Here is a 14,584-nt window from a genome sequence, read left to right as displayed (position 1 = left end):
GGGCAACATTATCGTTGCCCTTAATAATAATATTAGTTAATTATTTCCAATTGATAAGGCAATAATGTTTCTTACCACGGCGTAATAAGCTATAACGCCCAAATAAACAGTCACTATCCGTAAATACATACATCGGTTCAGATTGTTTTTCACCGTTGATGGAAACCGCATTAGAGCTGATCATGGTACGAGCCTGCCCACGGGAAGGAACAAATTCGGCGGTAACCAGTGCTTGTTGCAGATCCCCACCTTTTTCAAATTCTATTGTCGGCATTCCATCTTGTGCCAATTGAGCGAAATCTTCTTCGGTCAAATCAGCAATCGCCCCTGAGAATAAACTCTCAGTGATACGTTTCGCTGCTGCAAGCCCTTCTTCGCCATGCACCAGACCAGTAACTTGTTCTGCCAGTACATATTGAGCACGCGGAGCTTTACCGCTGTTCTTATCTTCTTCTTCCAGCGCATTAATTTCCTCAATGCTCATGAAAGTAAAGAGTTTCAGGAAACGGTAAACATCCGCATCTGCTGTGTTAATCCAGAACTGGTAAAATTTGTACGGACTCGTTTTTTTCGGATCCAACCAAACTGCTCCACCCTCTGTCTTACCAAATTTAGTTCCGTCTGATTTGGTGATAAGTGGAACAGTCATACCAAACACTTGTTTCTGGTTTAAGCGACGCGTCAAATCGATACCTGAAGTAATGTTGCCCCATTGGTCTGATCCACCAATCTGTAATTCAACACCATATTCTCTATTCAAATTTGCAAAGTCATATGACTGCAACAGGTTATAGGAAAACTCAGTGTACGAAATACCAACATCATCACGGTTAAGGCGTTGCTTTACTGCTTCTTTGTTGATCATCTGGTTTACAGAAAAATGTTTACCGATATCACGCAGGAAGGTCAGCACATCCATTTGACCAAACCAATCGTAGTTATTGGCTAACTCTGCACCATTTTCACCATTGAAACTCAGGAACGGAGAAACCTGGTTACGAATTTTCTCAACCCACTCTTTGACCGTTTCCCCTGTATTCAATTTGCGTTCAGTTGCTTTAAAGCTTGGATCACCAATCAAACCTGTCGCCCCACCAACCAATGCAATCGGTTTGTGCCCAGCAAGTTGGAATCGTTTTAAACACAGCAAGGGAACCAGATGGCCCAAATGCAAGCTGTCAGCGGTAGGATCAAAGCCACAATAGAGAGAAACCGGATCTTGCGTCAGTCTCTCAGCTAACGCCTCTTCATCCGTTACCTGGGCAACAAGGCCCCGCTCTTGCAGTTGTTTAATCAGGTTATTGCTAGACATTAATGACTCCATCAGTTTGTATATTTTGCTTATATTTCTATACTCTTCTTTCACGCTGCCGCTTTGTTAGCTACGCTGCAACTTGAAGCCTATTGGGTATATAAGCATCTCGTGATAAATCAAGTGCTATAGCATAAAACGCCAGTTATATAAGTGCCAGTATTAAAAACAGTAATTATTCCCCTTACTTTACAAATCACTGCCTGGTTGGCTGTAATTTGCAACTTAAGGAGCTAAACGGTCAACATTCCATTTATCACCATCACGTTGATACAGGAAACGATCATGAAGACGATGGGTTCCGCCCTGCCAAAATTCAACGGAGTCAAATTTGACCTTGAATCCGCCCCAAAAACTCGGAAGAGGAACTTCACCATTCTGGAATTTCTGTTTCAACTCCAAAAACTTCCCTTCCAAAATGCTTCTGGCTGAAATCTTTGAGGATTGCTGAGAAGCCCAGGCTGCAATTTGGCTATCCTTCGGACGGCTGTGAAAATACTTTACAACCTCAACCGGAGACAAGCGCTCTGCTCTGCCGAGAAAACTGACCTGTCGTTCCAATTGATACCAAGGAAAGTGGAGACTGATCCGGTTATTCTGGGCCAGATGTTTTGCCTTACGACTGCCAAGATTGGTGTAGAATATCAGGTTATTAGCATCAAAATGTTTTAATAGAACAATGCGTTGATATGGTTGCCCATGCTCATCGACTGTAGCAATACACATTGCCGTCGGATCGCTGAGATTAGCGTCACAAGCCTGCTTTAGCCAACGTTCAAAAAGTTCAATCGGTTCTTCAGTAAGATCTTTTCGCCTTAATCCACCACGTATATATTCACGGCGCAATTCTGCAATATCTGCTTCATTATTTTCTGACATTTCTAACTCTCGATTTATTAATGCGTATTAGCATATCATTGCTATCTGTTAGCTAACTGTCTTCTAATAATGATCATCTGTTCACTGACCATTATCCAATCCATTATCTGACAACCGGATAAATTGCCCCTAAAATCGTTTCTCTATCCGCACCTGTGACTGACGGTAAATTACCAGACAACCCAGACATTGTTCGGAATGCCAGCCAGGCAAATGCCAGAGCTTCCATGTCGTCACCACTCAAACCATATTTGTCTGTCGTAGTCACTTCAACTCCAGGCAATAAAGCCGATAACCGACTCATCACGAATGGATTACGCGCCCCGCCGCCACAGACCAAAAGACGATCACATCCACCACTCAGCATCACTTGCTGGGCAATGCTTACAGCCGTGAGTTCAGCTAATGTGGCTTGCACATCCACTGGGGCAACTTCAGGGAAATCAGCCAACTGTTTTTCCAACCATGCCATATTAAAATATTCACGCCCAGTACTTTTTGGTGCCGTTCGTACGAAATAGGGATCAGAAAGCATTTTCTGGAGCAAAGATTCATTAACAGTACCTTCACTGGCCCACTGCGCATCTTTGTCATAAGGCAACTGCTTATGCTGCCATGTCCAAGCATCCATCAACATATTGCCGGGTCCGGTATCATATCCTTTAACGGCTAAGTTAGGCAGAAGAGCTGAAATATTGGCTATTCCACCAATGTTTAAAATGATACGCCTTTCTGTCGGATGGCCCAATACAGCCATATGAAATGCGGGGACTAAAGGAGCTCCCTGCCCACCATAAGCCATGTCACGCCGTCGGAAATCACCGACCGTTGTAATATTGGTAAGTGCTGCTACACGGTTATTGTCACCAATTTGCATGGTAAAAGGTTTTTCACCATCCGGCTCATGCCATACCGTCTGCCCATGACATCCGATTGCTATAATATCATGTGCAGTCAGCCCTGCTTTATTCAGTAATCCTTGAACAGCTTTTGCAAAGAGAGTGCCAAGCTCATAGTCAAATTTTCCGACCATTGATAATGTCGTTTGCTGCCCTTGACAAATAGATAGCAATTTTTGCTTAAGCTCCTGCGGAAAAGGATGGCTATAACTCACTTGTTGAGTAACAATTTTATCACTAATCTCCGCCAAAATAACATCAACCCCATCCATGCTGGTGCCAGACATCACACCAATATAACGTCCTGACTTCATAAATACTCCTCTATTAAATAATGGATAACATTTAACATGTGGATTACATTTAATCTTGCGTAAACTATAAAACACATCGATTCGGAATATATATGTTTAATGATCATTGTCAGAGATAAAATCTGAGTTTTGGAAAGCTCTTCACAAAACATGCTAAACTTTTGGTCAGGAAGTATTCCTTTCAGAGTTCATCGTGAACATTTATTACATGTAAATATGCATTATTAGTAGCCGAACAACTGGTGATAAGTTTATTCTCAAGCTTCACTATCGGGCATTAAAATTAGGAGTGATTATGTTAAAACGTTTCCTGGTTGGCGCAGTTGTAGTAACCACGTTGTCTGGCTGTGCAGACATGGGAGCACTTTCTAGTGATACTTACTCTATTGGTCAAGCCAAACAAGCTCAGACTGTGACTTATGGCACCATTCTATCTGTACGTCCCATCACAATTAAAGGTAAGCAAGCTGGTGATCCTAATATGCTAGGCCTCATTGGTGGTGCTGTTTTGGGAGGACTGCTGGGTAATACAGTTGGTGATGGTTCTGGTCAAAGGCTTGCCACCGCTGCGGGGGCTATTGCGGGCGGTCTGGCTGGTCAAAGAATCGAAGGTGCTTTAGACCAAACGAAAGGTATTGAACTAGAAATTCGTATGGACAGCGGAAAAAGCGCCATCGTAGTACAAAAGTCAGACAATACCGTATTCAGCAGAGGGCAACGTGTCAGGATCGCAAACAGCGGAGATTCTTTGACTGTATCACCACTCTAAAATGTTCAAATAACGCAAGATAAAAAATCGCGGTTTACCAGTAACAAGATCTGGGCCGCGATTTTATTATTATAGATTAACTTTTATATTACCTGTTTGTGCAATTGGTTAATATTTTTTTTCAATTTTCTTTATTACAGAAGCAAGCAGAATTAACTCATCATGAGTAATTCCCTCCAAAATTTCTTTTCTTGTCGAACCAATAACACTATCCACTTCTTTAATAAAGTTTTCCGATTCTTTGGTTAATTTGATTCTTTTTGCACGTCGATCATTGGCACATGTGTGGCGTGTAATCAATTTCTTTTCTTCTAATTGATCAAGCGTTCTCACCAAAGAGGGTTGCTCAATACCAATAGCTTTTGCAAGCTGTATCTGGGATTGCTCTGGTGGTAGTTGACTAATATTGTATAGAGTCACCCAATGCGTCTGAGTTAATTTCAACGGTTTCAAACGATGATCAATTAAAGCGCGCCAGATACGGACTAAACGTGCCAGATCTGATCCCAATGTCAATTCCAATTACCCCTCCTTATAATTAGAGACTCATATAACATCAATGAATTATCCAATCAGTTTATTCATATGAATAATGGATACGCACTCTATATCATGCTTACATTAGCAGAGTCAGCAATTTCGCTAATTACCTAATTAGTATCGCGTTGGCTTGTTACTTAAAGTTGATATCTTCTTCGCTCTAAAGAGCGACATTGTACGGCGCACCGAATAAAATCGCGCATTAATCCACCAACGATATAAACTGCATAAAATAATCCTTCAACTAAACTAGTGTAAGTTTAAATCTCAACAAAAAAATACAATCCCCCCAAATATATACATTTTCACTCGGTTAAAGTTCTATAAGAATAACCGCCATCCAAATACTAATCTATATATTTTTACATTAATATCATTTTTCTCTTACAGAGATTGATAATATCAAAATAAATAACATAAAAAACAACAAGATAACAAAAAAGCCTATTTTTTGTTCAACAAATAATTCTTTAATAAGAAATTTTTACTGAAATGATTAAGATAGACCACAGAAGTGATATTTTTAAATGACTTATGTCAAATAAAAAAAATGTAATATAAATAATATCTCATTTATGGCTAGTAATACTTTTTATTTTTGCGCTCATCCTAAACTATAATTCATATAAATGAGATTTTTTAGCCAATTCAGAGTGGATTTAAAATAAATCCGGTTGTCTTGGAATAATATTTCTTTCCTCTTCCTTCTTTCTCAGACCTCTTAGCTTTCTCTGATGACATAACCGCAATATTTCTCTTTTTTCACTATCCGATGCTTTCATCCATATAAATCGCTCTTCCCTACTACGATAACATCCCCGGCAAAAACCACGGGGATCAGATTCACAAACTCCCCGACAAGGGTTTGGAATAGCAAAAAATTCTAATTGTTTAGCCATCTCATTCCCCTATATCCAGGTTTGTCAATCATCCCCATAATAAGGCCATTTATTGACCAGTATAAACTTCCTCCCCGTCATTTCAAAATAAAATGGTAACAACTTAAAGCTAAGTAAACCGGATAATTTGAATTTTTTGATCTATACACGTTATATTAACCAGACATATGCAGATATGTGCGCACAGTTTTTGTAATAAAGCTATATTTCGCAATAAAACTATAAAGATCAAGAGGTAATCATGCGTTTACTCCACACTATGATCCGTGTTGGCAACATGCAGCGCTCAATTGATTTCTATACTCAGGTCATGGGTATGCGTTTACTTCGTACCAGCGAAAATCCAGAGTATAAGTATTCTCTCGCGTTTGTTGGTTACACCGATGAAAGTCAAGGCGCAGTTATTGAGCTAACTTATAACTGGGATATTGAAAACTACGAAATGGGAACCGCATTTGGACATATCGCCTTAGGTGTTGATGATGTTGCGGCAACCTGTGAACGCATCAAACTTGCTGGAGGGAAAGTAGTTCGCGAAGCAGGGCCAGTTAAAGGTGGAACAACCGTCATTGCATTCGTTGAAGATCCTGATGGCTATAAGATTGAACTCATCGGAAATTCAAGTGCCAGTCATGCATTAGGCAACTAACCCTATCAATAACTATCGAGTTATAGTTAGACATTATTTAAATACCTCAATAAGGGCATCTTGCCCTTTAATTCCCCACCGAATAAGCATTACTTCTGCAAGACATACCAAATTTTGTCATAATACCCACTATTCCAGAGTTAAAAATAGAATCCTGAAGCTAAGAACTGAAAATCAGATGCCTAATCAAAATGATCAAAATATGCTAAGTGGGCGCTTTCGTGGCTACTATCCCGTTGTCATTGATGTCGAAACCGCTGGTTTTAATGCGCGTACAGACGCTTTACTTGAAATTGCTGCAATTACTTTAAAAATGGATGAAGAGGGTTGGCTAACACCTACCAATACACTGCATTTTCATATCGAGCCTTTTGAAGGGGCTAATCTTGATCCTGCCGCTCTCGCTTTCACTGGCATTGATCCTACAAACCCCTTGCGAGGAGCTGTCAGTGAATACACTGCCTTGCACGCAATTTTTAAAATGATCCGCAAAGGCATGAAAGACACGAATTGTAACCGTGCAGTTATGGTCGCCCATAATGCCAATTTTGATCACAGTTTTGTCATGGCTGCGGCTGAACGTGCGGGTTTGAAACGCAATCCATTCCATCCGTTCGCTACTTTTGATACCGCTGCACTCAGTGGCCTGGTTCTTGGTCAGACAATTCTTGCCAAAGCTTGTATCACAGCGGAAATTCCGTTTGACAGCAATCAGGCCCATAGCGCTCTTTATGATACTGATCGAACTGCCCTGCTTTTTTGTGAACTGGTTAATCGCTGGAAACGGCTAGGTGGTTGGCCGCTACCATCTGCTGATACAGCCAACGGCGGATCCTAAAAAAGCAAGCCCCATACCGATTACAGTATGGGGTTATGAACAGTCACCATCATTCAGATGAATAACTGACCTTATTCCTGCTCACGATATTTATCAGCTGTTTCTTTGATCAGTGTTTGTAGTTCACCACGTTGATACATTTCAACAAGGATGTCACAACCTCCCACCAACTCACCATCAACCCAAAGCTGAGGAAAAGTCGGCCAATTTGCATATTTAGGCAATTGAGCACGGATATCCGGGTTTTGCAGAATATCCACATATGCAAAACGTTCACCACAAGCTGATATAGCTTGAACTGCCTGAGCAGAAAAGCCACAGCTTGGTAGTTTCGGGGAGCCTTTCATGTACAGCAGAATTGGGTTTTCTCTGATCTGACGTTCGATTTTTTCAATGACCGAATCAGCCGTTGTATCAGTAACCGTGTTAGTATTCGTATTCATGTTCGTCATATTTGCTTCCTTAAAAACTGCAAGCGCTATTTATCAGCATAAGATAAAGATTGATTCAGAATACCACTTTCTGCGCTAATTTTTCTACCGTGAACTTTATATGGCAAATTTTTGCCATGATTTGCAGCAATTGATCATCAGTTATTGTCATTCCAACTGACTGTATCTAATCCATGTTAAGTTCAGTTCTGCACCAGTTCGCAGCTTAATAACATCTTTTTCCCTGTTATTTAGCAGAAAAGTTGTTAAGATAATTATCAAAATAGTAACACGATAATAAGCTTAAATTTGCCCTGCCCATGGTTAGTGTCTAAGCCATGGTTTGCGGAGCCAAAAACCCGATATTAAAAAGGAGCATGCAATGTCTTTTGAATTACCAGCATTACCTTATGCCAAAGATGCCCTGGAACCACACATTTCTGCAGAAACTCTGGAATATCACTACGGCAAACATCACAACGCTTATGTTGTAAACCTGAATAATCTGATTAAAGAGACTGAATTTGCCGGAAAATCGCTGGAAGAAATTATCAAAACCTCTGAAGCTGGCATTTTCAATAACGCAGCACAAGTTTGGAACCATACTTTCTACTGGCATAGCCTGTCACCAAATGGTGGTGGCGAACCCACTGGAAAAGTTGCAGATGCTATCAACAATGCCTTCGGTTCTTTTGCTGAATTCAAACAGCAGTTCACCGACTCAGCCCTGAAAAACTTTGGTTCAGGCTGGACTTGGTTAGTCAAGAAAGTTGATGGCACTCTGGCTATTGTTAACACGTCTAATGCAGCAACCCCACTGACTGGCGAAGATAAACCAGTACTGACTGTTGATGTTTGGGAGCACGCATATTACATCGATTACCGCAATGCACGCCCCCAATATTTGGAGCACTTCTGGGCTCTGATCAACTGGAAATTTGTTGAGGAAAACCTGGCTTAATAAGATTCATTCTCATACTAACCTGAAATAATAAGGGCGGGTTTTCCTTTATTCGCGGAATTCCGCATGCTGGAGAACCCGCCCTTAAAGTAAGTGGGACTACACATTCTTCGTTTAGATCTTGATCAGATCAGACAGAGGCTTGCCAGAAAAACAATCATGATTAATGCACTACAGGCAGCCAACAATCCCAGCTTCAGATCTGTATCCATAGAACATCCTCAATGTGAAAATTAAGACACCTCAACATCCTAAATTTTAAGCAGTTATTTCCCATATATCGAAAAACCATACCGCGATATTTAATCCATACTCTTTATAGCATCGATTATTGCTTTCACTTTTGAGCTAGATCAGACAAAATTCAAGGTTTACCGCTAAATTATTGTCAACCATCACCCTGTATATAAATATATTGGCAAACGATTAACAAATAGCTATACCCGACAAGAAAGATAAAGGGTATATAAATTAGACCAGAAGGTCAGGAGTCCTTTTTTCATGGCAACGATTAAAGATGTGGCTAAACGCGCTGGTGTTTCGACCACAACCGTATCCCATGTTATCAATAAAACCCGTTTCGTCGCCGAAGATACCAAGGCCGCAGTTTGGGCCGCTATTAAAGAATTGAACTATTCTCCCAGTGCCGTTGCCCGCAGCTTGAAAGTAAACCACACCAAATCCATTGGATTGCTGGCAACATCAAGTGAAGCACCATACTTTGCTGAGATCATAGAATCGGTTGAAAATAGCTGCTATAGCAAAGGTTATACACTGATTTTATGTAATTCTCATAACAACCTTGATAAACAGAAAGCTTATCTCGCTATGCTGGCGCAAAAACGGGTAGATGGTTTGCTGGTAATGTGTTCAGAATACCCTGAGCAACTTTTGAGTATGTTGGAAGGCTATCGTAATATTCCTATGGTGGTCATGGATTGGGGAGAATCCAGAGGTGATTTTACCGATGCAATTATTGATAATGCCTTTCATGGTGGTTACCTAGCTGGCCGTTATCTCATTGAACGTGGTCATCGTGATATTGCATCTATTCCGGGACCGTTGGCAAGAAATACCGGTGGGGGCCGCCACCAAGGTTTCCTCAAAGCACTAAAAGAAGCCAATATCGCTATTCGGGATGAATGGTTTGTACAAGGTGATTTTGAGCCGGAGTCCGGTTATCAAGCCATGTATAAAATCCTGAATCAAAAACATCGTCCAACTGCTGTTTTTTGTGGTGGAGATGTCATGGCTATGGGAGCGATTTGTGCAGCCGATGAGCTGGGATTGCGCGTTCCACAAGACATTTCAATCATCGGTTATGATAATATTCGCAATGCTCGCTATTTTACGCCAGCATTAACAACCATCCATCAACCCAAAGAGCGTTTAGGGCAAATGGCCTTTTCAATGTTACTGGACAGGATCGTCAATAAACGTGAAGATGCACAAACTATCGAAGTCCACCCACGCCTTGTTGAACGGCGCTCTGTTGCAGATGGACCTTTTATCGATTATCGCCGCTGACCATTAATTTTCTTGCAGCCATTCGGCATTAAGCGTTTCGCTATCCCCCAGATAATCTAGTAACCAGCTTAATGCCGGTGAATGGCTTTTTTGCGACCATGTCAAGCAGCATGGACTGTCAGGCAATGGTTGCTCAAGTTCAAGTGTCATCAGCTTGCCTTTACGGATCAGCGGTAGAGCACGGTGTTTGGGCACCATGCCTACACACAATCCATCCATTAAGCAACTTAATCCAACATCCCAATCGGGAACAATCAGTCTCCGTTGATTATCCAAAGCCCATGTATCACGTTTAGGTAAGCTGCGGGCAGTATCTTCAAGACATAAACTGGGATAAGGCCGCATTTGTTCATCATTCAATTTTCCCGATATTACTGCCAGTTCATGTTCAGGGCTGGCTACACACAGCCAAGGCATAAACCCCATATCCCTGAAGCTATACCGCTCGCCCACGGGGGAAGCACGTGTCGCTCCGATGGCGACATCCACTCGTTCATCCACCAAAGCATCCCATACGCCATTGAAAACTTCAGGATAGACAAATAACTCAATATCTGGAAAATGGCGATAAAAATCCAAAATTAGCCGACGCGTTCGCTCTGGTTTTACGACCTGATCAACCGCAATACTAAATTGCCCCCGCCAACCGTTGGCAACCTGTTGGCACTGGTGCCGAGTGTGATTCATTTTTTTGATAACAGAACGCGCTTCTTTGACAAAAATTGCCCCCGCTTCCGTTAAATCAACGTCACGGTGACGACGTTCAAACAGAGGTATTGCCAGCCATTCTTCAAGCTGTTTTACCGTATAGCTGATAGCAGAAGGCACACGATGAAGTTCTGATGCAGCTGCGCTGAAACTTCCTGTTCTGGCAACAGCATCAACGACTTCCAGAGAGTATTCAGACCACATATATCTTCCTTTCAATTTTTTTCACGGCATGGTGCAAATATTACCGTTTCACAAGTAAAAATCATGCTATATAAAATAAGCCAACTATTTCCTTATCCACTACAAAACCTAATTATTAACACAATGACAACAAATAAAAACGCCATTCCATTTATGTCTTATCTCGCAGGCTTAAGCATGTTAGGCTATTTGGCCATTGATATGTATCTACCCGCTTTTGACACAATGAAAGCAGAATTAGGTACATCCACTAATGCCATCAGTGCGAGCCTTAGCATTTTTCTTGCCGGATTTGCTTTTGCCCAGCTTTTATGGGGTCAATTGTCTGACCGTTTAGGCAGAAAACCTGTTCTTATTATCGGCCTATCCCTGTTTTCCATTAGTTGTTTAGGTATGCTTTGGATTACAGACCCGATCCAGTTACTGGTATTGAGATTTATGCAAGCGGTTGGTGTTTGTTCTGCTGCGGTGACCTGGCAGGCTTTAGTCGTCGACAGATATGATGTAGAACGTACCAAACGTGTTTTTGCCATGATCATGCCTTTGGTTGCTCTTTCCCCGGCTCTTGCGCCTTTGTTGGGCGCATGGTTATTGACGCATAATGGTTGGAGGATCATTTTCCTTGTTTTAATGATCGTAACGATATTGCTGTTAATACCAACATTTTTTCTGACCAACAAACGCACCAATATCGAAACCCACGCCAATAAAAAGGCAGTTTCTTTCTTTACGTTATTAACTTCCCCAGTTTTTAACGGAAATGTACTGATCTATGCATCTTGCAGTGCAGGTTTTTTTGCCTGGTTAACGGGTTCACCAACAATTTTGAAAGATATGGGTTATGATCCTACCGATATTGGCTTAAGTTATATTCCCCAAACTCTGGCATTTATGATTGGCGGGTATGGTTGCCGTATCTTACTGGAAAAAGTAAAAAGTGAAACAGTATTCCCATTTCTGTTGGTGGGCTATGCTGTAAGCATGATCATTATTTGTTTGATTTCCATATTAAGTGAACCTTCATTTATAGCCATTCTTATTCCTTTTTGTGTGATGGCAGCAATGAATGGTGCATCCTATCCAATTGCAGTAGCAAATGCTCTGTCTGTTTATCCACAGAATAGTGGTAAAGCGGCTGCATTACAAAATGCCCTGCAATTGGGCCTCTGTTTTGTTGCCAGTATGATCGTTTCTCTATTTATGGAATACCCTCTTTTATCGACGACGACAATCATGGCGCTTACGGTTGTTCCCATGACTATCGGTTATTGGCTGCAAAAACAAGGTGTTGAAAAGAGTCACCAAGCATAAATACAATAATTTCCCAAAAAACATAATAGTTAATAACATTATTATCTAAAGGTTACACCATTATGTAACCTTTAGATGATTGTTTAAATACCATTTCACTCATATACTCATACAGATTCATTATGCTAGAAACTCGGAATTTGAGGTCTTTCAGAGCATTGACGCTCTATTTAATTTCAGGATGAATAGGCAATATGTGCTTTTCAATGCAATTTCTATATTATTTTCAAACAAACCTTCTAGGTTTTATATAATAAAAAACAGTTACAAAGTGACACCTCAAAATTCCATCACACAAATGTTGGAGAGTATATGAGTTCGTCTTTCGTTGAAGGTAAAAAAATAATCACTGATCCTTGGCATAGGATCGCCCATGAATTGCTTCAGGAAACTGATATTGATATCAATGGCAAGCGCCCTTTCGACATACGTATTAAAAATCCTGACTTCTATAAGCGCGTATTGAAAGAAGGCTCCTTGGGTCTGGGTGAGAGTTATATGGATGGCTGGTGGGAATGTGATCGCCTTGATATTTTCTTTTACAAAGTATTACGGGCAGGTTTAGAACATCGTATCCCTAAAAATGTCAAGGATATCTTCAAGATAATTATCTCTCGTATATTTAATTTACAATCTCCCAAACGTGCCTGGATTGTAGGTGAGGAACATTATAATTTAGGCAATGACCTATTTACTCGGATGCTTGATCCTCACATGCAATATTCTTGCGGTTATTGGAAAGATGCCAACACACTGGAAGAAGCACAATCCCATAAGCTGCGCCTGATTTGCGAAAAACTACAACTGTCTCCAGGTATGACTTTATTGGATATCGGTTGTGGATGGGGAGGTTTGGCCGCCTATGCGGCAAAAAACTACGGTGTATCTGTCACAGGGGTAACGATTTCAGCCGAGCAACAGAAATATGCACAGGAACACTGCAAGGATCTAAATGTAAAAATTATCCTTGAAGATTACCGAAACCTTAACCTTCAATTTGATCGCGTTGTATCTGTCGGCATGTTTGAGCACGTAGGCCCTAAAAATTATGACAATTATTTCAATATAGTGAAAAAGAACTTAACACCTGATGGTCTGTTCCTTCTCCATACCATCGGTTCCAATATTGATAAATTAGGTTCCGATGCATGGGTCAGCAAATATATTTTCCCCAACGGCTGCTTACCGTCAATTGCCAAAATTGCCAAAGCAACTACCGGAAAGTTTATCATGGAAGATTGGCACAATTTTGGGGCTGATTATGATCGGACATTGATGGCATGGCATGAGCGATTTATCGCCAGTTGGCATGAAATAGAGCATAACTATAGCCCACGCTTCAAACGGATGTTCAGTTATTACCTGAACGCCTGTGCAGGTGCATTTCGTGCAAGAGATATACAGTTATGGCAGATAGTATTCAGCTCTCGAGGCATCGAAAAAGGATTAAGAGTACCTAGATAACTCCCCATAATGTAATTCCTAAAGCTACAGAAATGATATTTCTGTAGCTTTCGTGTTTTATCGAATCTAGAAAGATTATTTTATTGTTCTTCAATCTGTAACAATAATTTTTCTTGTTCTTTCTGAGCCATAACCCGTTCAACGGTATCTACAATCGCTTGGGTTTGTGGATCAATTTCAATATTAACCTTTTCACCGAGACGTTTTTTGCCCAAAGTTGTACGTTCCAATGTTTCTGGAATTAAATGAACACAAAAGCGATTATTGACTACATCTCCAATCGTTAGGCTAATGCCGTCAATACCAACAAATCCTTTATGCAGGATATACTTCATTAACTGCCTATCGTGAATTCGAAACCATATTTCATGGTTATTTTCAGAAGTGAAGATTTTGGCAATTTCTGCTGTTGTAATAATATGACCGGACATCAAGTGCCCACCAATTTCATCACCAAATTTAGCTGCCCTTTCCAGATTAACTAAATCACCTACCCTGAGTTCGCCAAGGTTGGTCAGACGCAATGTTTCTTTCATTAAATCAAAACTGATTAAATCACCGTCGATATTAGTTACAGTCAGACAACAACCGTTGTGGGAAACAGAAGCTCCCGTTTCAATTCCGGGTAATAATTCAGCCGGAAATTTAACAACATGGGTTCGAAAATGCATTTTTTCATCAATAGCAACTATCGGTGCTTTTCCCTGAACAATACCTGTAAACATGGAAACCTCTTTAATAATTTCATCTGGCGGATTAGTTTAACCCACCCACCTCTTTTAAACAGCATGGTGTTTAAACATCATTTCGTTTAAAAATCACCCTGTTTAAATACCATTTTATTTAATACATTATTTTGGTTGATTTTAGTTTCTGTTG

General features: G+C 40.7%; 15 protein-coding genes. 7 read left to right on the top strand and 8 right to left on the bottom strand.

Going from position 1 to position 14,584, the window contains the following annotated elements; genetic code table 11:
* Nucleotides 1-40 precede the first annotated feature (40 nt).
* The 3 genes from tyrS to anmK form a co-directional block, all read right to left on the bottom strand.
* The gene (tyrS, locus tag PXH59_RS04660; protein ID WP_285810549.1) at nucleotides 41-1,312 is read right to left on the bottom strand and encodes a tyrosine--tRNA ligase; all 1,272 of its coding nucleotides are present in this window, start codon (nucleotides 1,310-1,312) and stop codon (nucleotides 41-43) included.
* Nucleotides 1,313-1,537: 225 nt separating this feature from the next.
* On the bottom strand, nucleotides 1,538-2,191 hold the full coding sequence (gene pdxH, locus PXH59_RS04655) for a pyridoxamine 5'-phosphate oxidase (RefSeq protein ID WP_285810548.1): 654 nt from the start codon (nucleotides 2,189-2,191) through the stop codon (nucleotides 1,538-1,540).
* A gap of 103 nt (nucleotides 2,192-2,294) precedes the next feature.
* Nucleotides 2,295-3,404 (bottom strand): anhydro-N-acetylmuramic acid kinase, encoded by a 1,110-nt coding sequence (anmK, locus tag PXH59_RS04650; protein ID WP_285810547.1) that lies wholly within the window; start codon nucleotides 3,402-3,404, stop codon nucleotides 2,295-2,297.
* A 295-nt stretch (nucleotides 3,405-3,699) separates the two neighbouring features.
* Here anmK and PXH59_RS04645 point away from each other — a divergent pair, with 295 nt between their 5' ends.
* Nucleotides 3,700-4,173, top strand: coding sequence for an outer membrane lipoprotein (locus PXH59_RS04645; RefSeq protein ID WP_285810546.1), 474 nt, complete (start codon nucleotides 3,700-3,702; stop codon nucleotides 4,171-4,173).
* 108 nt (nucleotides 4,174-4,281) lie between these two features.
* Here the strand turns inward: PXH59_RS04645 and slyA are convergent, their stop codons facing one another.
* A complete protein-coding gene (slyA, locus tag PXH59_RS04640) occupies nucleotides 4,282-4,695 on the bottom strand; it encodes a transcriptional regulator SlyA (protein ID WP_285810545.1) in 414 nt (137 codons plus the stop codon).
* A gap of 677 nt (nucleotides 4,696-5,372) precedes the next feature.
* Complete coding sequence (locus PXH59_RS04635) at nucleotides 5,373-5,612, bottom strand: DUF1289 domain-containing protein (protein ID WP_072059779.1); 240 nt, start codon at nucleotides 5,610-5,612, stop codon at nucleotides 5,373-5,375.
* A 241-nt stretch (nucleotides 5,613-5,853) separates the two neighbouring features.
* On the opposite strand from PXH59_RS04635, the gene gloA reads away from it, so the two are divergent.
* Both gloA and rnt read left to right on the top strand, forming a co-directional pair.
* A complete protein-coding gene (gene gloA, locus PXH59_RS04630) occupies nucleotides 5,854-6,261 on the top strand; it encodes a lactoylglutathione lyase (RefSeq protein ID WP_285810543.1) in 408 nt (135 codons plus the stop codon).
* 178 nt (nucleotides 6,262-6,439) lie between these two features.
* Nucleotides 6,440-7,099, top strand: a complete 660-nt coding sequence (rnt, locus tag PXH59_RS04625; protein ID WP_285810541.1) for a ribonuclease T — start codon at nucleotides 6,440-6,442, stop codon at nucleotides 7,097-7,099.
* 71 nt (nucleotides 7,100-7,170) lie between these two features.
* Here the strand turns inward: rnt and PXH59_RS04620 are convergent, their stop codons facing one another.
* Entirely contained in the window at nucleotides 7,171-7,551 is a 381-nt protein-coding gene (locus PXH59_RS04620) for a Grx4 family monothiol glutaredoxin (RefSeq protein ID WP_434223342.1), read from the bottom strand.
* 361 nt (nucleotides 7,552-7,912) lie between these two features.
* Between PXH59_RS04620 and sodB the strand changes: the two genes are divergently transcribed.
* Together sodB and purR are read left to right on the top strand one after the other, a co-directional pair.
* A complete protein-coding gene (sodB, locus tag PXH59_RS04615; protein ID WP_285810539.1) occupies nucleotides 7,913-8,491 on the top strand; it encodes a superoxide dismutase [Fe] in 579 nt (192 codons plus the stop codon).
* A 501-nt stretch (nucleotides 8,492-8,992) separates the two neighbouring features.
* The gene (purR, locus tag PXH59_RS04610) at nucleotides 8,993-10,018 is read left to right on the top strand and encodes an HTH-type transcriptional repressor PurR (protein WP_285810537.1); all 1,026 of its coding nucleotides are present in this window, start codon (nucleotides 8,993-8,995) and stop codon (nucleotides 10,016-10,018) included.
* A 3-nt stretch (nucleotides 10,019-10,021) separates the two neighbouring features.
* Here the strand turns inward: purR and punR are convergent, their stop codons facing one another.
* Nucleotides 10,022-10,930 carry a DNA-binding transcriptional activator PunR gene (gene punR / locus PXH59_RS04605; RefSeq protein WP_285810536.1) on the bottom strand — a complete coding sequence of 303 codons (909 nt, stop codon included), beginning with the start codon at nucleotides 10,928-10,930 and terminating at the stop codon, nucleotides 10,022-10,024.
* Between the two features lie 123 nt (nucleotides 10,931-11,053).
* Here punR and punC point away from each other — a divergent pair, with 123 nt between their 5' ends.
* Nucleotides 11,054-12,241: a purine nucleoside transporter PunC gene (punC, locus tag PXH59_RS04600; protein ID WP_285811631.1), complete on the top strand. Its 1,188-nt coding sequence runs from the start codon at nucleotides 11,054-11,056 to the stop codon at nucleotides 12,239-12,241.
* Between the two features lie 312 nt (nucleotides 12,242-12,553).
* A complete protein-coding gene (cfa, locus tag PXH59_RS04595) occupies nucleotides 12,554-13,705 on the top strand; it encodes a cyclopropane fatty acyl phospholipid synthase (protein WP_047770177.1) in 1,152 nt (383 codons plus the stop codon).
* Nucleotides 13,706-13,785: 80 nt separating this feature from the next.
* On the opposite strand, the gene PXH59_RS04590 is transcribed toward cfa, so the two are convergent.
* Nucleotides 13,786-14,430 (bottom strand): riboflavin synthase, encoded by a 645-nt coding sequence (locus PXH59_RS04590; protein WP_047770175.1) that lies wholly within the window; start codon nucleotides 14,428-14,430, stop codon nucleotides 13,786-13,788.
* Nucleotides 14,431-14,584 lie beyond the last annotated feature (154 nt).

This window comes from Xenorhabdus bakwenae, from assembly GCF_030272115.1.
Taxonomy (GTDB): Bacteria; Pseudomonadota; Gammaproteobacteria; order Enterobacterales; family Enterobacteriaceae; genus Xenorhabdus; species Xenorhabdus bakwenae.
This window is presented reverse-complemented; position numbering and strand designations above follow the sequence as displayed.

What these genes read in the sequence shown, in the direction of transcription:
- tyrS (WP_285810549.1), bottom strand. Translation starts at nt 1,312, where the DNA reads ATGTCTAGCAATAACCTGATTAAACAACTGCAAGAGCGGGGCCTTGTT.
- pdxH (WP_285810548.1), bottom strand. Translation starts at nt 2,191, where the DNA reads ATGTCAGAAAATAATGAAGCAGATATTGCAGAATTGCGCCGTGAATAT.
- anmK (WP_285810547.1), bottom strand. Translation starts at nt 3,404, where the DNA reads ATGAAGTCAGGACGTTATATTGGTGTGATGTCTGGCACCAGCATGGAT.
- PXH59_RS04645 (WP_285810546.1), top strand. Translation starts at nt 3,700, where the DNA reads ATGTTAAAACGTTTCCTGGTTGGCGCAGTTGTAGTAACCACGTTGTCT.
- PXH59_RS04635 (WP_072059779.1), bottom strand. Translation starts at nt 5,612, where the DNA reads ATGGCTAAACAATTAGAATTTTTTGCTATTCCAAACCCTTGTCGGGGA.
- gloA (WP_285810543.1), top strand. Translation starts at nt 5,854, where the DNA reads ATGCGTTTACTCCACACTATGATCCGTGTTGGCAACATGCAGCGCTCA.
- rnt (WP_285810541.1), top strand. Translation starts at nt 6,440, where the DNA reads ATGCCTAATCAAAATGATCAAAATATGCTAAGTGGGCGCTTTCGTGGC.
- PXH59_RS04620 (WP_434223342.1), bottom strand. Translation starts at nt 7,551, where the DNA reads ATGACGAACATGAATACGAATACTAACACGGTTACTGATACAACGGCT.
- sodB (WP_285810539.1), top strand. Translation starts at nt 7,913, where the DNA reads ATGTCTTTTGAATTACCAGCATTACCTTATGCCAAAGATGCCCTGGAA.
- purR (WP_285810537.1), top strand. Translation starts at nt 8,993, where the DNA reads ATGGCAACGATTAAAGATGTGGCTAAACGCGCTGGTGTTTCGACCACA.
- punR (WP_285810536.1), bottom strand. Translation starts at nt 10,930, where the DNA reads ATGTGGTCTGAATACTCTCTGGAAGTCGTTGATGCTGTTGCCAGAACA.
- punC (WP_285811631.1), top strand. Translation starts at nt 11,054, where the DNA reads ATGACAACAAATAAAAACGCCATTCCATTTATGTCTTATCTCGCAGGC.
- cfa (WP_047770177.1), top strand. Translation starts at nt 12,554, where the DNA reads ATGAGTTCGTCTTTCGTTGAAGGTAAAAAAATAATCACTGATCCTTGG.
- PXH59_RS04590 (WP_047770175.1), bottom strand. Translation starts at nt 14,430, where the DNA reads ATGTTTACAGGTATTGTTCAGGGAAAAGCACCGATAGTTGCTATTGAT.